Below are 24,686 nucleotides of genomic sequence, written 5' to 3' on the forward strand. Positions count from 1 at the left end.
TTTTTTTAGATTTAAGGAGGGAGTTTAATGCCAAAAAATAATTATCCTGGTGATTATGACAGATATTTATTTCATCAGGGCAGACATTATGAGAGTTATGATTTTTTAGGCTCACATATTACAGAGGAAAAGGGAAAAAAAGGAGTTCGCTTTACAGTCTGGGCACCAAATGCAGAAGAAATAAGTGTAATTGGTGATTTTAATGACTGGAATAAAAGTAAAAACCCAATGCAAAAAATCGAAGACTCCGGTATCTGGACTACATTTATTGAAGGTGCAGAAAATAAAATGCACTATAAATACTGGATTCGAGGCTACAGGGGTGTTGTTCGGGTTAAAACAGATCCCTATGCAAAAAGACAGGAAACACCTCCCAAGACCGCTTCTCAAATCTATGAGCCTGATACATACAGCTGGAATGACCAAAAATGGCTTAAAAAGAGGAAAAACTCCAATCACCTCAAGGAGCCGCTGAGCATCTATGAAATGCATCTTGGTTCCTGGAAGCAGGATGATGGAGAATTGATGAATTACAGAGACATTGCTGATGAACTGGTTCCCTATATTAACGAAATGGGCTTTACCCATGTCGAGCTGATGCCTTTAACTGAATATCCATTTCCCGGCTCCTGGGGATATCAGACCACAGGCTATTTTGCTCTCACTTCTCGTTATGGAACTCTCGAAGACTTTATGTATTTTGTTGACCAGCTGCACCAGAATGATATCGGAGTAATTATGGACTGGGTGCCCAGCCATTTCTGTAAAGATGATCACGGCCTGCGTTTATTTGACGGCTCCCATCTTTTCGAAAGCTCTGATCCGAGAAGAGCAGAAAATATTCAGTGGGATACTTTAAATTTTGATTTTGCTCAAAATGAAGTCTGGAGCTTTTTGATTTCCAGTGCCAATTACTGGATCGATAAATTCCATATAGATGGTTTAAGGGTTGATGCAGTCAGCAACATGCTCTATTTAAATTATGAAAAAGAGGACGGCCAGTGGGCTGCCAATGAGTATGGAGGCTTTGAAAATCTGGAAGCAATCGAATTCATTAAAGAATTGAACAGTGAAATGTTTGAGCGCTACCCCGGCATCTTAATGATTGCCGAAGAATCCAGTGCCTGGCCGCTGGTTACAGCTCCTGTTCATGATGGCGGTCTCGGCTTTAATTTCAAGTGGAATATGGGCTGGATGAATGATACTTTAGATTATATGGAGAATGATCCGGTTTATAGAAAATGGGAACATAACAAGCTAACCTTCTCCAGTATGTACAGTCAGAGTGAGAATTATGTGCTGCCAATGTCACACGACGAAGTCGTCCACGGTAAAAAATCACTGCTTGATAAAATGCCTGGAGATTACTGGCAGAAGTTTGCCAATTTACGACTTCTATTTACCTACATGTACGCCCATCCCGGCAAAAAGCTTCTCTTTATGGGCGGAGAATTTGGTCAGTTTATTGAATGGAATTATAAGCAGGATTTGGACTGGCTTTTACTTGACTACGAAAAACATCAGCTAACCCAGGACTTTATGCAGGAGTTAAATCAGGTTTATCGTAAAGAAAAGGCTCTCTGGGAACTTGATCATGAACATGCAGGTTTCCGCTGGATAGAAGCAGATGACTATGAACAGAGCGTAATTAGTTTTATCAGAAATTCTGAAAACGAAGCCCAGCAGCTGGTTATTATTTTAAACTTTACTCCAATTCCCAGAGATAAATACCGGATTGGAGTACCTGGACCCGGAGAATATGAGTTGCTCTTAAACAGTGATCAAAAAGTTTTTGGTGGTTCAGATTATGAAACTGCTGCCAGAGTTAAGACTGAAGAAATTCCTTATCACGGTTTTGATCATTCTATCAGCATCAATCTGCCACCCCTGGCTGGAATCTACTTAAAATACAAGCAGCCAACCAAAAAGAAGGAAAAAATAAAGAAAGTCAAAAAATCAACCCAGGAAAAGAAAGTATCCGAAACTAAAAAATCTAAGAAAAAGTAGTTTAGCTTCAATTTTCAAAGGAGGTAATAAATATGCCAAAAGAAGAAATGGTGGCCATGCTGCTTGCCGGCGGTAAAGGTACACGGCTGGGGGTTTTAACAAAAAACATTGCCAAACCTGCAGTCCCCTTTGGTGCCGAATACAGGCTAATTGACTTTCCTTTAAGTAACTGTACAAATTCTGGGATCACAACTGTTGGTGTATTAACTCAGTATAAACCACTGGTTTTAAACAGCTATATAGGAAGCGGCAGCTCCTGGGACCTCGACCGCCACAATGGTGGAGTCACAGTCCTTCCTCCTTATGTTAAAGAAGGGGGAGGCTCCTGGTATAAAGGAACTGCAGATGCAATTTATCAAAATATTGAATTTATCGACATCCATGATCCAGAATATGTACTGGTGCTTTCTGGCGACCACATTTATAAAATGGACTATGCAGAAATGTTAAATTACCACAAGGCTAAAAATGCTGATATCTCTATTGGAGTTCTCGAAGTTCCCTGGGAAGAAACCCACCGCTTTGGGATAATGAACACCAATGAAGATCAAAAAATCATTGAATTTCAGGAAAAACCAGAGAATGCTAAAAACAATCTGGCCTCAATGGGAATTTATATTTTCAACTGGGAATATTTGCGTAAATATCTGATTGAGGAAGCCGAAGCAAATGATGATTCAGCCGGTGATTTTGGCCACAATATTATTCCCAAAATGATGGCTGATAATCTCAACTTCTATGCCTATACATTTAGAGATTACTGGAAGGATGTAGGAACTATAGAAAGTTACTGGCAGGCTCATATGGATCTCTTAGGCGAAAAACCTGAGCTTGATCTGCAGGATAGAAATTGGGTTATCTACAGTGTTAATCCCAACCGTCCTCCCCAGTATCTCTCGGAGGATGCGGTGGTAGATAATTCAATGATCAATAAAGGAACTCAAATTATGGGAACAGTTAAAAACTCTGTTCTCTTCTATGGAGTTAAGGTGGCCCAGGATGCAGTTGTTGAAGATTCTGTTATCCTGCCCAACACCAGAATCAGCAGTGGAGCTCAGATTAAGAACTCTATTGTTGGCAGAAATGTAATCGTCGAAAAAGATTCAAAAATAGGAATTGAAGCAGCTGAGGAAAATACTGAGGCTGAATTAAAGATCACTGTAATCGGTGATGATGAGGTCATTCCAGAAGCCTCAAATATTAAAGCAGGAATGGTGGTGGGATAAATGATGATGACACCGATCTATAAAAAAGGCGGAGCAAATATGAATAATGTAATGGCTATTATCAACAATGCCCTCGATGAGTCATTTCTGGATAAACTAACCGGTCACCGTTCTTTAGCATCTGTTCCTTTTGGAGCTCGCTACCGGCTGATTGACTTTCCTTTATCCAATCTTGTTAACTCAGGGGTAACCAATGTTGGTCTGCTGCTGCAGACAAAGTATCGCTCCCTGATGGACCATATTGGTTTTGGTAAGGCCTGGGATTTAGACCGCAAACGCAACGGACTCTTTATCCTGCCCCCAGCCCATATTTATCAGGCAAATCGAGCTTATAAGGGAGACCTGCAGAACTTTGCCAGCAATATCGATTATATTAAACGCAGCACCCAGGAATATGTGATCATTGGCAGCCCAAATGTTGTGGCCAACATTGACTACCGGGATGCCTTTAAGTACCATGTGGAAAATGATAATGATATTACAATAATTTACCGTGAACTTGACGTTTTCCGCCGTGATACAACCTATACTGTGATTAATACTGATGATAATGACCGGATTATCGATATGAAGGTTGATCCCAAGAAGAATTTTTACAAAAAAATATCAATGCAGAAATATATTATGAAAAAGGAACTGCTGCTTGATATTATTGATGATTGCATTTCCAAAGGGGAATGGGATTTTGTCAAAAATGCTATTATTGGAAACCTGGATAATTTAAAAGTTTACGGCTACCCCTTCCGTTCCTACGCAGCTGTCATCAATTCGATTAATGGCTACTATAAAAGTAATCTTGAACTATTAAAGCCAAATGTCTGGCAGGATCTTTTTCTTAAAAATGGTCCAATCTATACCAAACCTAAAGATGAGGCCCCTACTGCCTATAAAAATGGAGTAAATGCCCGCAACATTCTGGCAGCAAATGGCTGCTCAATTAAAGGTGAGGTAAAAAATAGTATTTTATTTAGAGGTGTTAAAGTTCACCCCGGAGCAGTAATTAAAAACTCAGTTATTATGCAGAAATCAGAAATTGGTGAAAATGCCTATCTGGAAAATGTAATTCTGGATAAGGGAGTGCAGATAACTGCTGATAAATCACTTAAGGGAGACACCAATTTACCAATGATCATTGCTAAAAATACTATCGTTTAATTTAAATTAAAAGCTAAATTAATTATTTAAAGGCAGGGGAAAATTCTCCTGCCTTTGCTTTACTTTAATTTTTTGATTTAATTTTTCTGTTGATCAGGCAGCCTGATCATTTTCTACTTCCAGTAAATAATCATCCTTTTCCCTGACAATTACTCCAGCCAGAACAACCAGAGCAATCAAGTTTGGCGCTGCCATCAGCCCGTTTAAAGTGTCAGCTAAAAGCCAGATTGGTTCTAAAGCACCAACTGCACCCACAAAAAGCAGGACTACAAAAACAAAGCGGTATGGTTTTACTATTTTCTTACCGAATAAATACTTCCAGCTTTCTTCTCCATAAAAACTCCAGGTAAGCATTGTAGTATAGGCAAAAATTATGATACTAATATTAATTATATAACCACCTGGACCGGGCAGGCCACGAGTAAATCCTTCTGCTGCCAGAACTGCACCTGTTTCTCCAGTTCCCAGAGCACCGGTTAGTAAAATTACTAAAGCTGTAATTGTACCGACAACAATGGTATCAATAAATACTTCCCAGATACCCCACATTCCCTGACGGGTAGGCTTATTCCGTGCCTGAGCATGGACCATAGAAGCTGCTCCCAGCCCGGCTTCATTAGAAAACACACCGCGGGCGATACCAAAGCGAACTGCCATCCTGACTGAGGCACCTGCAAAACCTCCAAAAGCTGCTGTCGGATTAAAAGCACTACTTACTATCTCGGCCAAAACTGCTGGCACCTGTGTGATATTGGCAAAAATTATAACTGCACCACCGATAAAATAAAAGGCTGCCATTAAAGGAACTAATTTTTCTGCTACCTTTCCAATTCTCTTAATTCCTCCCAGAACAACCAGTCCCACCAAAAACGATACAGCAAGACCTGTAATCCAGCTCGGGACAGCAAAACCATCTTCAGCTGCATGAGCCAGCGTATTCGACTGCACCATGTTTCCAATACCAAAAGCTGCCATTCCGGCAAAAAATGCATATAAGGAAGCCAGCCATTTCCAGCGGCCGCCCATTCCCTTTTCTATATAATACATAACTCCACCACTGTACTCATCTTCGCCGGTCTTTTCTCTAAATTTAACTCCCAGCTGAGCCTCAGCAAATTTGGTTGCCATTCCTACCAGCGCAGAAATCCACATCCAGAAAACTGCTCCCGGGCCACCAAGTGATAGAGCTGTAGATACACCGGCAATATTTCCAACTCCCAGTGTTGCTGCCATCGCTGAACTAATAGCCTGAAAAGATGATAAAACACCTTCTTCATTCTCAACATCTCTCCGAAAATAGCGGCCAAAACTTTTGTCCCAGGACAGTTTAAAATGCTTAAACTGTAAAAAATCAAGCCTAATTGTTAAATAAAGACCTGTTCCCACCAGCAGAAATAAAAAAGGTGGTCCCCAGACAATCGAATTAACTGTACTATTAATTGATAAAAACCATTCTAACATAAATTTCCTCCCTGTCTTCTCTAATTATAAATTTATAATGATAAAAAAATTATATCATAAATCTAAAATATTAAAATGATTATCCATGTATACATTGGCTTTCTGGATGATTTACGCTGATTCTCTTACAACTAATTCCACATCGAGAATATTTTTCTGCTCAATTTCTTCTCCTGCTATTTCTTTAAGCAGAAGCTCTACTGATTTTCTGGCAATCTCTGCTGCCGGCTGCCTGATTGTAGTTATTTCGGGACTGTAGAGGCTGGCCAGCTCCAGATCATCATAACCGATAACCTTTAAATCCTCCGGCACTCTGATTCCATTTGCCTTCGCTTCTTTAATCACAGCTGCAGCAATCAGATCACTGCTGGCAAAAATACCGTCAACAACTCGAGCTGAGTCAAAAATTTCTCGGGCCAGTTTTCTGTATTCCTGGCGGTCAAAACTGTTTAACTGACACTGATAATCCTCAACTTTTAAACCGGCGGCATTAATCGTCTGTTTAAAAGCCTGGTAGCGCTGATTGGAAAGTAAATCAAGTTCCAGACTGCCACCAATATACGCAACTTTCTCTGCCCCTGCTGCCAGTAAGTGCTCGGCTGCCAGTTTTCCCCCCTTAAGATTATCAGAACAGATATAGGGAATGCCTTCAAACTGGCGGTCAAAAGTCAGCACCGGCAGGTCAACCTTCATTTCAGCAGCAATATCTAAGGTATGGCTGGCCAGGAAAATTCCATCTACCTGCTGAGCTCTGAGCATATTGATATAATCTTTTTCCTTAGCTGCCTCCATCTGCGAGTTACAGAGCATAATCTTATAGTCATTCTGATAGGCAAACTCTTCAAAATAAGACAATAGACTGCTGAAAAAGGGATGCTTAACTGCCGGCAGAATCACACCTAAAATATTCGATTTCTTTTTGGAAAGTGATCTGGCAACAGCATTGGGTCTGTAATTTAACTGATCCATCACCTGATAAACCTTATCCCGGGTCTCTTCTGCTATGTAGCCGCGATTGTTGATCACTCTTGAGACTGTAGTAACTGTTACCCCTGCTTTTTCGGCCACATCCTTCTGAGTGGTCATCTTTAATCAACCTCCTAGTTAAAAACCCCTTAAATTAATAGCTTTAAACTATTTCAACTTAAGGGGCGCTTTGTTAATTTTTCTATTAAAATTTTTCGATTTTAAATCAACTAAGACAGCTTTTTTAGAGTTCTAAAGTCTCCATTACTCCTTTTTGCTGATCATAATATTCAATCTCAAAACTATCCTGACTGAAATCTGCCTTTAAAACTGTTCTGGCCTCACCATTCTGCCAGCTGATCTTAAGTTCTTCTTCCCGCTCAGAATCATGGATAGTATAGTCACCGGCAAAAGCAGGATAGGAATTGCGGAATTCCATCAATTTAACCAGCTTCTGAACTACCGGTCTTTTAACCTCAGACTCAATTTCTGCCTTAGAATAATAATGGCGGTTAATATTGCGCCCTACTTTTGTCTCTTCCAGTAATTCAATATCATTTTCTCCGGCCAGCATCCCTACATAGTAAACCTGGGGAATTCCGGGGGCAAAAAACTGAACTGCCCTTGCTAAAAGGTAAGAATCATCGTTATTTCCCAAAGCAGAATAATAACTGCAGTTAATCTGGTAAATATCTAAGTTGTCATAGGCCTCACTGCTGTAAACTTTTTTAACATTGGAGCCGCGCTGGTAGAGCATTTCTCTGGTTTCTTCTATCTCCTGATCGGTCATTAGGTCTTTAACATCAACTACCCCAATCCCATCATGAGTATCCAGGGTTGTGTACTGATTGGCAGGTGCTTTTTTAAGCCAGTCTCTTAAGCGTTTGGATGTAGAGCTGTAAATTGAGTGCAGTAAGAGCATCGGCAGAGAAAAATCATAAACCGGGTGTCCCTTCTCAGCAATTTTAAGCTGAATTGAATGGTGCTCGTGAATTTCCGGTAAAATTTCCACATCTTTTTCAGCCAGAATATCCTTACAGTAATCTAAAAGTTCCCAGATATCAGGCTCGATAAAAAAGCAGCTTGTTCCCGCCTTTTTAATTGCATAAGCAAAGGCATCAAGTCTGATGATTGAAGCTCCCTGCTCAGCTAAAAATTCGAGGCTTTCTCTAATAAAATTCTTAACTACCTCAGATTCCATATTTAAATCCAGCTGTTCTTCGGCAAAGGTGCACCAGATCTTCTCTGTTGTCCCATCAGCAAAATCAACATCAATATAGGGAGCCCGCGGTTTACGCTTATAAATTAAATCGACTTCCTCTTCTGTTGGCTCACCGTTTTCCCAGAAGTCCTTGTAGCGGATAAAAAAATCAGAGTACTTTGAATCATCTTTATGCTGCTTAAAATCTTTAAAATACTCAGACTGCTTTGAAATGTGATTGACCATAAAATCAAACATCAGGTAATAATTATCTGCCAGAGCCTGTATATCATCCCAGTCCCCAAATTTTGGATCAACTTCTCTGTAGGTTAAAGGTGCAAAACCTCTATCTGCAGAAGAGGGAAAAAATGGTAGAATATGAACTCCTCCCACCGCATCCTTAAAATGTTTATCCAGCACTTCTTTTAGATCCTCTAAATTCTGACCCATACTATCGGCATATGTAATTAACATCACTTTATTCTCTGCTGACAACTTAATCCCTCCAGAAATTTTATTTTAAATTTTAAATTATATCTATATTTTATTATCTCGAATTTTATATGTCAAGCGCTTAACATATTTTCTAAAAAAAGAAGGGCCTCAGCCCTCCTTTTTCCTAATTATAATTTTAAATCTGTCTGATTATCGGATCCCCCTCAATTAAATCACAGTAGTCATCTACTCCACCATCATTGAGAGCCGTCTCAATAATTTTTCTTCCCAGTGGGTCAAGACCGGGTTCTAGATATTCTTTGATACATTTTTTGAAGAAATCCGAAAGTATCTTACCACCAATATCATAGGCTTTTTCGCCAACTTCTGGCTGGCGGTGAACCTGTAAGAATTCTTTTTCTATATGCTGACCCTCCACCAGCAGCTCCTGCAGTGAATAACCTAAAAGCGGCATCCGGGCAGGCCGCAGCTGTTCTTCAGTAAACCAGGCACCTCCACGGCGGGCCAGGTATTCTCTGGTAATCCATTCAGGCATAAAACCAACCTTCCAGGCCCCAATATGCTGGTTGGGGATCAAAATATACTTAACTTTAGGAGTCTCCAGTATCTGATCCAGGAGCAGATTGGCCTGATCAACCTTTTTACCGGTTGCAAAGGGCCAGTAAGAACCGACTCCTTCAGAACTCATCCCCTCGCCAGTGATAATACTTGGATTTCCGTGTCCCCGGGGAGCAACCAGCCGCCAGAGCCAGGCTAAGGCAGGAGGCAGCACATGGAAAAGTCCCATGATGCCATAAGTAGGATTTTCCTTTGTACAGGGTGGTACCCGCACTCCAAAACTGCGGACATCTATAGAAAGCGGTTCTTTTAAAACATCAGGAATAATATCTCTGGGAATTGTCACCCGCGGATTGGGGCAGGGCTGACCCGGCTCATCCTCAATATGCTCCCAGATTAAAGCTGTACTGTTTGGAGCTGCATCAATATTTAAAAATAGTAATGGTTTATCAGGATTGGCTGTAATGGCCTCCAGATTGGGTTCAGTACCATACCTATCGATGTGATCAACACGTACAAACCAGGAATTTTCAGCATCCATTAAAGTCAGTTTACCATTATCTTTCTGCAGTGAGTTATGACAGATTGCCATGTCATCAGTCATCGGCCGCAGTCCACAGCCCTGAGGCAGGGTAATGTGGAATTTCTCATCTGTCATTAAATTCTTACCAAATAGGAGGCGCCCACTTCTTTCGCGGTGCATATCCTCCAGCATTTCACTTTTTCCACCACCACTGGCACCCTCGTGAGAAATATTTACTGTATTACCATAAGGGGTTACTACCTGAACAGCCGAGCAGTGCAGGGTTACCCATTCTTCTTTTTCCCCCTGGTTAATCAGCATTCCATAAACTCCCTTTTTAGCACTCGGTCCTGGATAGAGATTATAGGCAAACATTTCATATTTACTATCCAGTCGGCGGTGAACTACCACCTGTTTACCGTCAAAATGAGTGTGGCGAAATGGTGGTGCTACATATATGTGGGAGGTGGGCTTAAATAGCTCTTCTCGCTTTCGGGTATCAACTATCCCCTGCAGCAGGGAAAGTCCAAAAGCAAAAAAGGCAGCATTAGCCGGCACCAGGGCCATTGCCTTCACTCCCAAACCATTAGGCCCAGTCTCAAAGAAAAAGAGGGCCAGTTCCTGGGTCTTCAACCACTCAAAAGTTTCACCCCTCATTTTTTCTGTAAAATCTTCTCCAAAACGCTCCTCATATCTTTCCTTATCAGTCGGCTTCTCGTCAGCAATCAGCATACAATTTGGATCACGGCGGCGCATATAGGATTCAGGATAATTAGCTGAAATCCCATTTCTAACCTTACAGACAACAGCTTCTACAACCTGACCCCGCTCAGGAATATCATATTTCACTTCCTGACAGCCATTTTTAGCATCTCTAACAGACAGCTCAACCAGCTGCTGCTCACTATGAGCAACTGTGTATTTAGGACAGGCCTCAAGCAGCTCCTCAACCTCTTCCGGCAGCTCAACATTCTTTAAATTCTCATCTTTAATCATACTATACTCTACTACTCCCTTCTTTATGCTAAATTTTGTAAAATAAGTGAAGATTGCCACAATTTAGGACAAAATCTTGCTCGACTAATAAAATACTTAGTATTAATTTTATCATAAGAGCAGAAAAGCTACAAGCATTTAATAGCCTGTAACTAAATCTGCTGCATAAATTACCATACCTGTAATTGGAGGCACCATTACTTCGTGGGAATGGAAAAATCTAATTGGTTCGGTTCCTGCCTCCTTATCATCAACTACAATTGCCCAGGTCCTGTTTTCAGGCAGATAGAACTGTTTCCATTCATGAGAGGGGTTTAATAAAACTAAAATTGTACCCCAGGCATCTTCATTGGCATTATTAAAAATCCCATAACCTACTGTTGCAAAAGGAGAATCAATAAAGTGAAGCTTTTCCTTGATTTCTGTTCGGCTGCGCATTCTGAAAGCAGGGTGGTGGCTGCGCAGGTTGATCAGCCCCTTTACATAATTAAAATGTTCCCGGTAGGTTGTTTTTCTCTCCCATTTTAATTCATTAACATCTATTCCTGAATTAAAACTATTTTTATCACCAAACTTAGTCCGCAAAAATTCAGTTCCGGCTGAAACAAAGGGTACTCCCTGTGAGGTAAATAATATTACCTGCCCCAGTTTATGCATTTTTTTGCGCTGCTCCTCATTGGCTCCCGGGCAGGAGCGGGCAAGTTTATCCCAGAGGGTTAAATTATCATGTGAATCCAGATAATTAATGCTTTCTCCGGGCTGCAGGGTAAAACCGTATAAGCGTCTTTCTTCCAGTCCAATTGCTCCAATAACACCCTCATCAATTTCTCTCTCCAGACCAATCTCGCCCTGGATAAAGCCCCTGCCTATCCCATCACTGTCACCTTTTAGTGCATTGCGGAAATTGTCATTAAAGACTGAAATTCCTGTTCCCCGCTGATCACCTTTGCGAATCTGCTGGTAGCGCTGCAGCTGCGGCTCCAGAGCTGTCCAGGGCTCACCATAAATTAAAAGTGATGAGTTTTCTTTGCGCAGCTTGTGTTCGGCTAAAAGCATAGTCTCCCGATCAATAGAAGACATCAGATCAAAACGAAAACCATCAATATGGTATTCCTGGCTCCAGTATAATAAAGAATCAACAATATATTTGCGCATCATTTCCCGCTCGCTCGCAATTTCATTTCCACAGCCAGAAGCATTGGCAAATTTGCCGTCCTCTGTAAATCTATAAAAATAGTTGGGAAAAATTTTCTGAAAAGGTGAGTTCTGAGTATGATAGGTGTGGTTATATACTACATCCATTATTACTCCAATTCCATATGAATGCAGGGTCTTCACCATTTTTTTGAATTCATAAATTCTGCTTTCATTGCTGGGATCAGAGGCATATGAACCCTCCGGAACCATATAGTATAGAGGATCATAACCCCAGTTATAATCATCAGGATCTCTATCATCTACAGAGGCAAAATCATATACCGGCAGCAGATGAACATGAGTAACTCCTAATTCTTTAAGGTGGGCAATTCCAGTCAGCATTCCTTCCCGATTAACACTGTGCCTTTCGGTAAAAGCTGTATACTTCCCCTGGTGCCTGATACCGCTTTCAGGAGAAGCTGAAAAGTCTTTAACATGCAGTTCATAGATTACAGCATCAACCGGATCCTCCAGCTCAACCTTTTGATCATGGGTCCAGGTAGGTGGATAAATCCGGGCCGGATCAACTATCAGGCCGTATTCACTGTTTGTCCCCACTGCCTTAGCCCAGGGATCCACAAAATTATATTCCCGGCGGTGCACCTTCAGCCGCAGCCGATAATATTTACCGTATAATCTCTGTGGAAGCTCAACTTCCCAGGTATCGCTTAAACCCGGCTGCAGATCATATTCTGTCAGTTTTTTTGCTCCCCGGTCATCAGCATAAATCTCGATTACAGCTGACTGAGCAGGGGGAGACCAAATTTTATAATTTATGCTGTCTTCAGAAAACGTTAAACCCAAATCATCCCCCGCATAATATAATTTGGCTGGCTTAATATTTAGATTTTGAGTAAACATAAAAATCATCTCCACTGTTAATGCAATTTTTCTCAGGCAGCATCAAATTTAATTACTAATTACTATTATCCTCTTAATGTCATTTCAATAAATTTATTGTCTGTATTATTTATTATTCTTTGTTTTGATTACTATTCCTGCCCTAAGTTGAGATTAATTATTTTAAAAAACAGGTTATTTAAAATTTATGTAGAAATAATATTTAAGAGCAGCTTTAAAATTAAAAATGTGAGGTGAGGCGATTGTTAACAGTTCATAACAGTTTGAATTTCGAAGCCAACGACTTTGATATAACTGCTTATGGAGAGGTTTTGCTGGATATGATATCCAGGGAGGAAGCCCCCCTTAAAGAATGTGCTAATTTTACCCGTTATTTTGGTGGTTCTCCTGCCAATGTTTTAGTAAATATGCAGCGCCTCGAAAATAAAACAGCTTTTATCAGTCGAGTTGGTGATGATGAGTTTGGAGAATATTTGACAGAAATTTTAGAAAACGAAGGTGTCAATCTGGACTGCATGCAATATGATCCTGAAGAAGGAACTCCAATCATCTTTGTTAATAAGAGTAAGGAAACACCTTCCTGGCTTGCTTATCGGGGAGCAGATATTAATCTGCAGATCAGTGAGCAGATATATGATAAGGTAGATAATTCTTCAATTTTCTTTACCGGCAGTTTTATTCTCTCAAAAAATCCTGCTCGTTCAACTGCAATTAAAATTATTGAATATGCAGTTAAAAAAAATAAATTTTTTGCCTTTGATCCAAGTTTTAGAGCCAGCCTCTGGCCTGAAGGCAACAAAGGCAGTGAAATTATTAGAGAATTAATTTCGCAGGCAGATGTAATCAAACCATCTTTAGATGATGCCTATCACCTCTACGGCCAGGACCATCCTGAAAATTATCTAAAAAAATACCACAGTGATGGAGCAAAAATTGTTGTTTTAAGTCTGGGTAAAGATGGTGTTCTCCTTTCTGACAGCAGCAGTGAACCACTGCATATCCCTGTTTTTTCTGAGAAGGTAGTAGATGTTACAGGGGCTGGAGATTCTTTCTGGTCAGGTTTTTTAACTGGTATTCTTAAAGGCCTGCCGATCAAAGAAGCTGCCAGACTTGGTAATGCAGTGGCAGCATTTAAAATTCAGGGAGTAGGTGCCCTTTCTTCTGTACCACCATTAATGGAAATAATGTCTTATTACGATATTCAGCCAATTGAAGGAGGTAAATTAAATGAGCGAAATTAAACATGTAGCATTTTTAAACCCGCAGGGTAATTTTGATCAAAATGACAGCTACTGGACAGAACATCCCGATTTTGGGGGACAGCTTGTTTATGTTAAAGAAGTCAGCATGGCCCTTGCCAAAATGGGAATTAAAGTAGATATAATAACCAGGCAGATTAATGATCCCGAGTGGCCTGAGTTCAGTGAACTTTATGACAGCTACCCGGGCTGTGAAAATTTAAGAATAATCCGCCTGCCATTTGGAGGAGATAAATTTTTGGCCAAAGAAAAACTCTGGCCGCATTTAAAAGAATATGTAGATGCAATCGCCGAATTTTATGATGAAGAAGGTGCATTTCCGGATTTCTTTACCACCCACTATGGAGATGGTGGTCTGGCAGGAGTACTGCTTAAAGAAAAAATGGAATGCCCATTTTCCTTCACCGGACATTCACTTGGGGCCCAAAAGATGGATAAACTCAACTTTTCTAAAGAAAATTTTGACCAGCTCATTGACCGTTTTAAATTCCACAGCCGCATAATTGCAGAAAGACTGACCATGGAATTTGCCAACCAGATCATTGTCAGCACTTCTCAGGAGAGGATGGAGCAGTATTCTCATCCCTACTATCAAGGGGCTGTAGACGTGAAAAACGATGATAAGTTTTCTGTTATTCCTCCTGGAGTAAATACAGATGTCTTTGACGGCAGCTATTCTCAGGCGACTGCGGAAATGATAGATCAGTATTTAGATCGGGATTTAGAATCTGAGCGACTGGATAAACCAGCTATTATCTGTGCCAGCCGACTTGATCAGAAGAAAAATCATCTTGCTTTAGTTAAAGCCTATGCTGGCGATCAAAAACTGCAGGAAAAATCAAACCTGGTTATCACTTTACGGGGAATAGAAAATCCTTTTGAAGATTACAGCTCAGCTGCTGGAGAAGAAAAAGAAATTTTAGATCAAATTATGGAAGTAATTAATGAAAATGAACTGCAGGGTAAGGTATCGATGTTCCCCTTAGGCAGCCAAAAAGAACTGGCAGAATGCTATGGTTATCTGGCAGAAAAAGAATCCGTCTTTTCGCTAACTTCATTTTATGAGCCCTTTGGTCTGGCTCCAGTCGAAGCAATGGCGGCAGGACTACCTGCTGTAGTAACTAAAAATGGCGGGCAGAGCGAAATTATGGCAGATGATGAATATGGAATTTTAATCGATCCGGAAGATCCTAAAGATATAGCCAGAGGACTCAATAAAATAGTTGGTAAAGGTGGAGTCTGGAAGGATTATCAGCTCAAAGCAAGAGAAAGAGTAGAAACTACTTATACCTGGGAACAGACAGCCAAACGATATCTCAAGGCGATGGAAAAAGGCTTAAGCTTTGATATACCGGTAATCCACAGTGAAATTCCCGCCTACTATTTTCTGCCTGATAGTGACAATGAGCATAAGCTATTGGAAAAGTTTAAAGAAAAAGTTTTTAAAAAATAGACATTTGCTGAGAATTTGATATAATAAACAAACAGGAATAGATATTATTAGAAAATTTATGCAAGCGTTTGAACAATATTAATAGGGAGTGATTTGTTAATGAACAACAATAAGCCGCACACAGCTTATTTCTGTATGGAATATGGTTTAGATGAAAACATGCGGATTTATGCAGGTGGACTTGGAATTTTAGCAGGAGATATTCTTAAAGCAGCAAAAGAATTTTCTTACCCTGTAACAGGAATTGGACTTTTATGGCGCAAAGGTTATTCAAAACAGGTAATCAACAAAGAAGGCCGCCCGGAAGACCAGCACCCTGTCAACAAGGAAATTTATGATTATGCTGAAGACACCGGAGAAACTGTAACTGTAACTATTCGAGATCAGGAAGTAACTCTAAAAATCTGGAAACTGGATAGATTTGATAATGCAACTCTGTATCTATTAGATGCAAATCTACCTGAAAACAGAAAATACCAGACAATTACTGACGGTCTTTATGATGGATTTAACGAAAGAAGAATTGCTCAGGAAATCGCACTTGGTATTGGTGGAGTTAAAGCAATCCGCAAACTCGGCCTCAATATCGACATTTATCACTTTAATGAAGGTCATGCAGCCCTAGCTGGAACAGAATTAATCAAAGAAAAAATGAAAGCAGGTATGGACTTTCATACAGCCTGGGATGATGTAAAAGACGAAATTGTCTTTACTACTCACACTCCGGTTAAGGAAGGAAACGAATCTCACAGTCTGGACAGCCTCAAGAAGATGAGTGCTTTTAACGGCCTGACCAGAAAACAGATGAAAGAAATTGGTGACAGCCCCTTTAGTATGACAGTTGCCGGCTTACGTCTGGCTAGAATGTCAAATGGTGTTGCCAAACTGCACGGTCAGACTTCTCGTGAAATGTGGAAGGATGTTGCTGGTAAATCTCCAATCATCTCAATCACCAATGGTGTCCACAGAGGTACCTGGGTTGATGACAGAATTATTGAAAGTATGGGTGATCAGGAAGCAATTTACAGTACTCATCAGACAATGAAGCAGGAATTAGTTAACTTTGTTAAAGAAAGAAATGGTGCAGAACTTGATCCTGATAAATTAATCATCGGTTTTGCCCGCAGAGCTACAGCTTATAAGAGACCAAATCTAATTTTCAAAAAGCCGGATATTATCGACCCTTATTTAGAATCCGGTGAGATCCAGCTGGTCTTCTCAGGTAAGGCTCATCCAACTGATGATAATGGTAAAGAAATTGTAGCCAATCTGGTTAAAAAGGCAAAAGAATTTCCGAACAGTGTAGTTTTCTTAGAAGATTACAATATGGAAATTGCTCGCTACATGACTCGCGGTGTTGATATCTGGTTAAACAACCCCCGCAAACCACTTGAAGCCAGTGGTACTTCTGGAATGAAAGCTGCTATGAATGGTGGCTTAAACTTAAGTATCCTTGACGGCTGGTGGGTTGAAGGTTGTGAGCACGGAATCAACGGCTGGCAGTTTGGAGACGGCTATGTAGGTGAAGGTCAGGATGAAAGTGATCTTTATGCACTCTACAGAGTATTATTCAACGATGTTGTGCCTACTTTCTACGGCAACAAAGACCGCTGGAAAGATATGATGATGGAAAGTATTGATACTACCTATGAAAGATTCTCCGCCAAGAAAATGCTGGAGAGATATTATGGGGAAATGTATAATAAGTGAAAACAATAAAGATAATTAGCATAGTCTTCACGACGACTACAGCTAAATAAAATTAAGGCCTGCCCTAACTCGCTTCGCTCACACATGGGGCAGGCTTTTCTTAATTTTATTTGCTTTAAGTCTGTTTCGACTAAATTGCTAATTATCTTTTTGTTTTATTTTAGGGTCAACTAAAATATGAGCTGCAGTTCCTAACTCCGCTGCTCTGACGACCTCGATGGTCTAATGCTAACTCGACCTTTCGTTATAAAATGAAGAGTTAGTGAAGCATGGGAACTGCGGGCGCTTATTATTTATATTCAAGTCTGTTCCGGTTAAAGTGCCAATTCTTTTCTTATTTATATTTATTTGTAACAAAAAAGCCTACCCTATTTGCTTTAGTAAAGCATTGGGTAGGCTTTTCTTAATTTTATTTGCTTTTAGTCTGTTCCGACTAAATTGCTAATTATCTTTTTGTTTTATTTTGGGTTAGACTGAAATAATAAGCTGCAACCTTAAACTGTTCTTGTAACGGTCTGTATAAATGGGGAGTGCCCCAGGTGCAGTTTCTAAACCTTCTCAATCTTCACTGCTGTTACTTTAAGTTCCGGAATTTTTGCATCTTTATCCAGAACAGGATTGGTCAGTCTGTTCGCCGGGCTTTCTGCATAGTGGAACGGCATGAAGATCTGCCCCGGCTGGACTCTGTCTCCAATTCGGACATTGGTTTCTACCTCACCCCGGCGGGAAGTCACCCTGACTCGATCCCCCTCTTTAATTCTTAACTTTTTAGCATCCTTTTTATTAATTTCAAGATAGGCATCCGGCTCATGTTTATCAATTGGCTCCGAATTTCTGGTCATTGTTCCAGTATGGAAGTGATAGAGCATTCTTCCAGTCATCATAATATAGTCATACTCATCATCCACTTCTTCAGCTGGTGGAATATAAGTTACCGGATGGAACTTACCCTTGCCCCGGGCAAATTCTCCCTGATGTAAAAACTTAGTGCCTGGATCTTCTCGGTCTTTACAGGGCCACTGCAGACCCTGATCTCCCAGACGATCTGCATAAATCCCACCATAAATTGGAGTGACTTCTGCAATTTCTGCCATGATATCAGCAGGAGAATCATAGTTCATCTGATAACCCATTCTGGTAGAAATTTCGGAGATAATCTTCCAGTCTGCTCTGGCCTCTCCAGGAGGACCAATTGCCTTATTAACTTTTTGAATCCGGCGCTCAGTATTGGTAAAGCTACCTTCTTTTTCTGCAAAACAGGCAGCCGGCAGTACCACATCAGCAAATTGAGCAGTCTCAGTCAAAAAGATATCTTCTACAACCAGAAAATCTAAACTATCTAGTGCTTCTTCTATATGGCGCTGGTCCGGATCAGAAATCACAGGGTTTTCGCCAATAATATAGAGTCCTCTAATATCTTCACCCGCCTGCTTAAATATTTCAACCACAGTTAAGCCGACCTCAGCTGAAAGTTCTTCTGTTTCCCAGGCCCGGGCAAACTTTTCTTTTATCTCGGGGTCTTCAACTGACTGATAACCAGGGTAAACATTGGATAAAGCTCCCAGGTCACAGGCACCCTGAACATTATTCTGGCCGCGGAGTGGGTTAACACCTGTACTTTCTCTACCGACGTTTCCGGTCAGCAGTGCTAAATTAGCTACAGAAAGCACATTATCTGTACCGGTTCTGTGCTGAGTGATACCCATAGCAAAATAGATTGCTGCCTTATCTGCCTCAGCAAAAAGTCGGGCTGCTTTTTTAATTTTAGCTGCCTCTACTCCCGTGATCTCTGCTACTTTTTCGGGAGTATAGTCTTCAACAACTGAAGCCAGATACTCATAGTTTTCGGTTCGCTCTGCAATAAATTCCTGATCAGCCAGTCCTTCCTCGATAATCACATGCATCAGACCGTTGAGCAAAGCCACATCTGTACCGGGCTGCTGCTGGACTGCTACTTCTGCCAGGCCGGATAATTCAATCTGGCGGGGATCTGCTACAATTAATTTTGTCCTATTTTTATGAGCTTTTTTCATCTTACTGCCGATTACCGGATGGTTTTCAGTTGGATTGGAGCCAATTACAAAGATCAGATCTGAACCTTCAATTTCACTGATCGAGTTAGTCATTGCCCCCGAGCCGAAAGCTTTAACCAGGCCGGCAACTGTAGAGGCATGGCATAAACGGGCACAGTGGTCAACAGAGTTTGTCCCGATTACAGCCCGCATAAATTTCTGCATTAAGTAGTTTTCTTCATTAGTACATTTAGCAGAGCTCAAACCTGCCAGAGCTCGGCCACCATATTCATCCTTAATTTCAGTCAGCTTTTCTGCTACCAGTGACAGGGCTTCCTCCCATTCTGCCTCTTCAAATTTACCATTTCTTTTGATTAATGGTTTTTTGAGCCGGTCAGGATGGTTGATAAAATCATAACCAAACCTTCCCTTAACACAGGCTTCACCATAGGGATTGGGAGTACCCTCTCGGTAAACTGAGCCAACTTCAATTACCTTTCTATCCTTTGTCTTTAGTTCCAGCTGACAGCCGACTCCACAGTAGGGGCAGGTTGTAACAGTCTTTTCAAAATTATATTCTCTACCTTTCTTTTGAGAAGGTATATAGCTTAAGGCTCCAGTTGGACAGAGTTCCACACACTGACCGCAGAAAACACAGGTCGAGTCTTCTCCACCCAGCCCTTCGTCACTCGCTGCTCCCACCTTAGTCTGAAATCCTCTTTCCACAAAATCTATGGCATCTGAACACTGAATATCCTGATCAACTCGAATACACTTACCGCATAAAATACATTTATCAGGGTCCAGCTCAATAAATTCATTATCTCTTTCAACTTTAAAGCGGGGCTCCGATTTTGTCCCATAGGAAGAGCGCTCAATCCCGTACTGATAGGCTAAATCCTGAAGAGTACAGCTGCCGTCTGCCTCACAGGTCATGCAGTCTAGGGGATGGTCAGAAATTAATAAATCTAAAATTGTCCGGCGCGAATCTTCGACTCGCTTACTTTTAGTAAGGACTTCCATCCCATCTTTGACCTCAGTTGTACAGGAAGTTTTCAATTTGCCGTCAGCAAGGTCCTCAATCAGGCACATTCTGCAGGCACCCACATCCTCCAAAAATGGGCTGTGGCAGAGAGTTGGAATCGCAATCCCGTTCTCTTCCGCTGCTTCTAAGACAGTTTTTCCTTTTTCAACTTCAATTTTTTGTTTATCGATAGTTATCTCCACGATTTAATTCCCCTCCTCTGCAGTATTGATTAATTCTTCGTATTCTTCTCTAAAGTACTTTAGTGTACTTAAAACTGGATTGGGAGCAGTCTGACCCAGTCCACAGAGAGAGGTTTCTTTAACTACATTTCCCAGCTCTTCTAATTTATCAAGGTCCTGCTGGCTGCCTTTACCGTCCAGAATTTTTTCTAAAATATCGAGCATCCTTTTGGTTCCAACCCGGCAGGGAGTACATTTGCCGCAGGATTCATCTTCAGTAAAATCTAGAAAAAATCTTGCCACATCAACCATTGAATTATCTTCATCCATAATTACCAGGCCGCCAGAGCCAACTATTGCTCCTGCTTCCTTAACTGACTCATAATCTATCTTTAGGTCTAAGTATTCTTTGGGAATTGTCCCTCCAGAAGGTCCACCGATTTGAGCTGCCTTAAATTCCTTGCCGTCGGCAATTCCACCTGCTATCTCAAAAACAATTTCTCTTAAAGTTGTGCCCATTGGTACTTCAACCAGACCTGTCTCCTTAACATCACCTGCCACCGCAAATACTTTGGTCCCTTTACTTTTTTCGGTACCAATACTGCTGAACCACTGACTGCCCTTATTAATTATCGGCACAATATTGGCCAGAGTTTCTACATTATTGATTACAGTTGGCTTTCCCCACAAGCCAGAATTAGCAGGATAAGGTGGTTTGGTTGAAGGCTGTCCTCTTTTGCCTTCGATTGAAGCAATCAGGGCGGTTTCTTCTCCACAGACAAAGGCCCCGGCTCCAACACGCACTTCTAAATTAAATGAAAAATCACTGCCGTAAATATTGCTGCCCAAATAACCATTATTTTCTGCTGCCCTAATGGCAATCTTTAAGTTTTTAACTGCCAGTGGGTATTCTGCCCGCACATAGACAAAACCCTGATCAGCACCAATTGCATAACCGGCAACTGCCATTGCTTCAATAATACTGTGGGGATCACCCTCTAAGATACTGCGGTCCATAAAAGCACCAGGGTCTCCCTCATCTGCATTACAGATTATGTATTTCTGCTCCCCGGCTGCCTGATGGGCAAAGCTCCACTTCAAGCCGGTAGGAAAACCAGCTCCCCCTCTACCTCTGAGGCCCGAAGCTTTGATTTCTTCGATTACCTCCAGTGGAGTCAGCTCATTCAGCACGGTTTTTAAAGCCTGATAGCCGTCCCTTTCAAGATACTCTTCAATTTTATTGGGATCAATGATTCCTGTATTTCTTAGAGCAATCCGCTTCTGTTTTTTCATAAAGCGTATTTCTTTAAAATCTTCAACTTTTTCTCCCTCTTCTTCAGTTAATAAATCTTCTACAACTCTGCCATTCAAAAGATGTTCTCTAACAATTCTAGCCACATCTTCAGTTTTTAAATGACCGTAAAAGGTATTGTCATCTTTAACTATCGCGATTGGTCCCAAACTGCAGGGGCCGATACAGCCAGTATTACTGATCACTGTTTTTGTTTCATAATCTTCAGTCAAATTAAGTTCTTTTATCTCCTCTTTAAACTTGTCTTTGATCTCCTCTGCTCCGGCAGATAAACAGGCAGTTCCGGCACAGATTAAGATTTCTTTTTTCGCCATTTTTACACCCCAATTATTAATATTTATTGATTATCTCTGGAATTTTTTCTGCTTCAAGGTTGCCGTGAACCTGATCATCAATCATGATTACCGGTGCCATGCTGCAGGTTCCCAAACAGCGGGTCATTGTCATCGTAAATTTATTATCAGCAGTTGTCTGACCAGTTTCGATACCTAATTCTTCTTTTAACCTATTTAAAATGTCTTCTGCTCCTTTGACATAGCAGGCGGTGCCCATACAGACTCCAATTGTATGCTCTCCTTTGGGCTCAGTTGTAAAAAACGAGTAAAAACTAATAACTCCATAAATTTTACTCATTGCAACTCCCAGTTTTTCGCTGACATAGCGCTGAACTTCTACCGGAAGATAACCAACCTCTTCCTGTATCTCATGCAGAACAGGAATCAATTTGCCTTTTTTTCCCTCATATTTTTCAAAAATATGATCAAGTGCACTTAATTTAATTGCTGCCATTTTACTCCCCCTAAACAACTTAGTTAATTTTATTAGCTTTGGAAAAGCTCCCCCAAATCTGGGGGAGGCTTATTCATTAAATCAGTTTAATTTTTTACCAGCATTGCTTTTTCCAGTTCAACTCTCTCTTTACCGTCGAGTAGATATTCCACAATAGTTAAAGCAAATTCCATGGCAACTCCAGGACCTCTTCCCGTTATAATGTTGCCGTCAATAACTACTCTTTCTTCCCGATAGTTTGCTGAATCCATCTGTTCTCCAAAACCCGGATAGCTGGTGGCATTTTTGTCTGTTAAAATACCAGCAGCTTCCAGTACTATCGGTGCTGCACAGACTGCTGCACATAAATTGCCCTTTTCATTAACAGCTCTAATTAATTTTAACAATTCAGCACTATCTCTTAAATTTGCAGCACCAGGCATACCACCCGGTAAAACTACAGCCGACAGTTCATCTGCTGTAATCTCAGAAATTTCAGTATCAGTCTCAATCTTTATTCCATGATCTCCTTCTATTTCACTACTTCCAATACCAGCAGTCAATACATCAAGTCCAGCTCTCCGCAGAACATCAATATTTGTTACCGCTTCAATTTCTTCAAAACCCGGTGCTAATGGAATTAATATCTTAGCCATAAATTAACCTCCTTAAATTTCTTAGTAATCATTTTGAAAATCTCTCTCTAATTATTTTAACAAAGAGTTAAGAATTTTTAAGATCTCTGTTTATTTCTTCCTGATCATTATCAGCCTGATCCTTATTATCAGGTTTACTATTATCCTCAACATTATTTTTTTGCTTAAGTTCTTTATTTTCGTTAAAAAAGTTATTTAATTCATCTGGCAGTGACTTTAAATGATAATCTCTCTGTGGAAATGGAATTTCAACATTGTTTTCCTTAAAACTATCCCAGATAGAAAGCAGTACCTGACTGCGGATATTCTGGATTCCATTTCGCGGGTCACTGATCCAGAAACGCAGCTCAAAGTTAACAGAGCTGTCACCAAACTCAATTAAAAGCACATTTGGAGCTGGATCTGTTAAAATTCTTTCCTTTTCCTCAATTGCCTGCATCATCAGTTCCTGGACCTGCCTTAAATCACTGTCATAAGAAACTCCAACTTCTGCATCAACTCGAACAAGTTCATCACTGTAAGACCAGTTGATCACTTCTTTGGTGATAAAATCTTCATTTGGAATCAAAAATTCCTTACCGGAGCGGGTTACAACTGAGACAAAACGGATATCCAGCTTCCTCACCCAGCCGTAAACATTTCCTATTTCAACTACATCACCGGGCTTGATTGATTTATCAACTAAAATAATAATTCCACTGATAAAGTTAGACACAATTTTCTGCAGTCCAAAACCTAAACCAACACCAATAGCACCACCGAGAAAAGCAAAAGCACTTAAATTAACACCAACTCCACTTAAAGTAAATAAGATTGCAGAAGTGAAAATTAAAAATCTGGCTATTTTATTTAGTAAAACTTTTATAGAAGGAGTCAGATCATCACTACTATCAATTCTATTTGTCACCAGCCGACTCAATTTTCCCGCCAGCCAGAATAAAATGCTGAAAATTATTACTGTCTTTATAATTAATAATAACGAAATTCTTAAGTTGCCGCTGTTAAAAGCTAAACTATCTAATAAATTAAGTGTCTCCTGATAAATATTAAGTATCCTCAAAGCTGCAATTATCCAGATGAAAGCTGATAGAAAACGAAACATTCTGTTGCGTGGAAAAAACAAAGTTATAACTTTAACTACCAGCCAGGCCGAAACTAAATTACCAGCAATACTGATAATTACACTTGGCAGATTAAAAGAAGCAGCAATAACATAATAAATACCAACCAAAATCATTAAAATTAAAGGATATAACAATTGATCAATTATTCTAAACCTTTTCCTCTCATTTAAGGCCTCAATTTTATCAAGTAGTTGATCAACATGTTTATATAATAATTTAGTTAAAAAATATGTTGCTACTAATAAAAATAAAAAAAGCAGCAGTTCAAACAAATTAGACCAGACTAAAAAACTATTTTCAATTTTATCTATTAAAATAGCTATATAATTTTCAATTTTAATTCCTTCAAACATTTAACCACCTCTTTAAATCCTTATTTTTTTGTCCAGACTATAATTATTAAACTTGAATTCGGCAAGTAAAAAGTTAAAGTAGTTCTTTTTAGATTTTTGCCGTTAAAAAATCATTTTAATCTATTAAAATCAAATATTTAGTCTTAATTTAGATAACCAGTTAAATAAATTATCCAGCTCCCAGATTTCAGACGCACTTAACTAAACTATGGTTTTCATAGCTTAA

16 protein-coding genes are annotated in these 24,686 nt (G+C 40.2%); 6 read left to right on the forward strand and 10 right to left on the reverse strand.

Going from position 1 to position 24,686, the window contains the following annotated elements; genetic code table 11:
• The first annotated feature begins 27 nt into the window (after positions 1-27).
• The 3 genes from glgB to glgD are packed head-to-tail and all read left to right on the forward strand — an operon-like array spanning position 28 to position 4,388.
• On the forward strand, positions 28-2,007 hold the full coding sequence (gene glgB / locus C8C76_RS05940) for a 1,4-alpha-glucan branching protein GlgB (protein ID WP_108139594.1): 1,980 nt from the start codon (positions 28-30) through the stop codon (positions 2,005-2,007).
• Between the two features lie 32 nt (positions 2,008-2,039).
• On the forward strand, positions 2,040-3,233 hold the full coding sequence (locus C8C76_RS05945; protein ID WP_108139596.1) for a glucose-1-phosphate adenylyltransferase: 1,194 nt from the start codon (positions 2,040-2,042) through the stop codon (positions 3,231-3,233).
• A gap of 3 nt (positions 3,234-3,236) precedes the next feature.
• Complete coding sequence (gene glgD, locus C8C76_RS05950; RefSeq protein WP_108139628.1) at positions 3,237-4,388, forward strand: glucose-1-phosphate adenylyltransferase subunit GlgD; 1,152 nt, start codon at positions 3,237-3,239, stop codon at positions 4,386-4,388.
• Positions 4,389-4,481: 93 nt separating this feature from the next.
• On the opposite strand, the gene C8C76_RS05955 is transcribed toward glgD, so the two are convergent.
• The 5 genes from C8C76_RS05955 to pulA form a co-directional block, all read right to left on the reverse strand.
• Positions 4,482-5,849 (reverse strand): alanine/glycine:cation symporter family protein, encoded by a 1,368-nt coding sequence (locus C8C76_RS05955; protein WP_108139598.1) that lies wholly within the window; start codon positions 5,847-5,849, stop codon positions 4,482-4,484.
• Positions 5,850-5,960: 111 nt separating this feature from the next.
• Positions 5,961-6,935, reverse strand: a complete 975-nt coding sequence (locus tag C8C76_RS05960; RefSeq protein WP_108139600.1) for a LacI family DNA-binding transcriptional regulator — start codon at positions 6,933-6,935, stop codon at positions 5,961-5,963.
• A gap of 124 nt (positions 6,936-7,059) precedes the next feature.
• Positions 7,060-8,511, reverse strand: a complete 1,452-nt coding sequence (gtfA, locus tag C8C76_RS05965) for a sucrose phosphorylase (protein WP_108139602.1) — start codon at positions 8,509-8,511, stop codon at positions 7,060-7,062.
• Between the two features lie 136 nt (positions 8,512-8,647).
• Positions 8,648-10,549, reverse strand: a complete 1,902-nt coding sequence (locus tag C8C76_RS05970; protein WP_108139604.1) for a DUF4914 family protein — start codon at positions 10,547-10,549, stop codon at positions 8,648-8,650.
• A gap of 138 nt (positions 10,550-10,687) precedes the next feature.
• Positions 10,688-12,607, reverse strand: coding sequence for a type I pullulanase (gene pulA / locus C8C76_RS05975; protein ID WP_108139606.1), 1,920 nt, complete (start codon positions 12,605-12,607; stop codon positions 10,688-10,690).
• A 242-nt stretch (positions 12,608-12,849) separates the two neighbouring features.
• Between pulA and C8C76_RS05980 the strand changes: the two genes are divergently transcribed.
• The 3 genes from C8C76_RS05980 (at position 12,850) to glgP (ending at position 17,029) form a co-directional block, all read left to right on the forward strand.
• The gene (locus C8C76_RS05980; protein WP_108139608.1) at positions 12,850-13,848 is read left to right on the forward strand and encodes a carbohydrate kinase family protein; all 999 of its coding nucleotides are present in this window, start codon (positions 12,850-12,852) and stop codon (positions 13,846-13,848) included.
• Positions 13,835-15,319, forward strand: coding sequence for a glycosyltransferase (locus tag C8C76_RS05985; protein WP_108139610.1), 1,485 nt, complete (start codon positions 13,835-13,837; stop codon positions 15,317-15,319). Before C8C76_RS05980 ends, C8C76_RS05985 begins: the two co-directional genes overlap by 14 nt.
• Before the next feature lie 99 nt (positions 15,320-15,418).
• Positions 15,419-17,029, forward strand: a complete 1,611-nt coding sequence (gene glgP, locus C8C76_RS05990; RefSeq protein WP_108139612.1) for an alpha-glucan family phosphorylase — start codon at positions 15,419-15,421, stop codon at positions 17,027-17,029.
• Between the two features lie 548 nt (positions 17,030-17,577).
• On the opposite strand, the gene fdhF is transcribed toward glgP, so the two are convergent.
• From fdhF to C8C76_RS06015, 5 genes are all read right to left on the reverse strand, one after another.
• A complete protein-coding gene (gene fdhF, locus C8C76_RS05995) occupies positions 17,578-20,271 on the reverse strand; it encodes a formate dehydrogenase subunit alpha (RefSeq protein ID WP_108139614.1) in 2,694 nt (897 codons plus the stop codon).
• The gene (gene nuoF / locus C8C76_RS06000; protein ID WP_108139616.1) at positions 20,272-21,873 is read right to left on the reverse strand and encodes an NADH-quinone oxidoreductase subunit NuoF; all 1,602 of its coding nucleotides are present in this window, start codon (positions 21,871-21,873) and stop codon (positions 20,272-20,274) included.
• A 16-nt stretch (positions 21,874-21,889) separates the two neighbouring features.
• On the reverse strand, positions 21,890-22,348 hold the full coding sequence (gene nuoE, locus C8C76_RS06005; RefSeq protein WP_108139618.1) for an NADH-quinone oxidoreductase subunit NuoE: 459 nt from the start codon (positions 22,346-22,348) through the stop codon (positions 21,890-21,892).
• Between the two features lie 86 nt (positions 22,349-22,434).
• Positions 22,435-22,983, reverse strand: a complete 549-nt coding sequence (locus C8C76_RS06010; RefSeq protein WP_108139620.1) for a DJ-1 family glyoxalase III — start codon at positions 22,981-22,983, stop codon at positions 22,435-22,437.
• A 67-nt stretch (positions 22,984-23,050) separates the two neighbouring features.
• Positions 23,051-24,460, reverse strand: a complete 1,410-nt coding sequence (locus C8C76_RS06015; protein WP_108139622.1) for a mechanosensitive ion channel family protein — start codon at positions 24,458-24,460, stop codon at positions 23,051-23,053.
• Positions 24,461-24,686 lie beyond the last annotated feature (226 nt).

The sequence above is a fragment of the Halanaerobium saccharolyticum genome, assembly GCF_003053565.1.
GTDB lineage: Bacteria > Bacillota > Halanaerobiia > Halanaerobiales > Halanaerobiaceae > Halanaerobium > Halanaerobium saccharolyticum_B.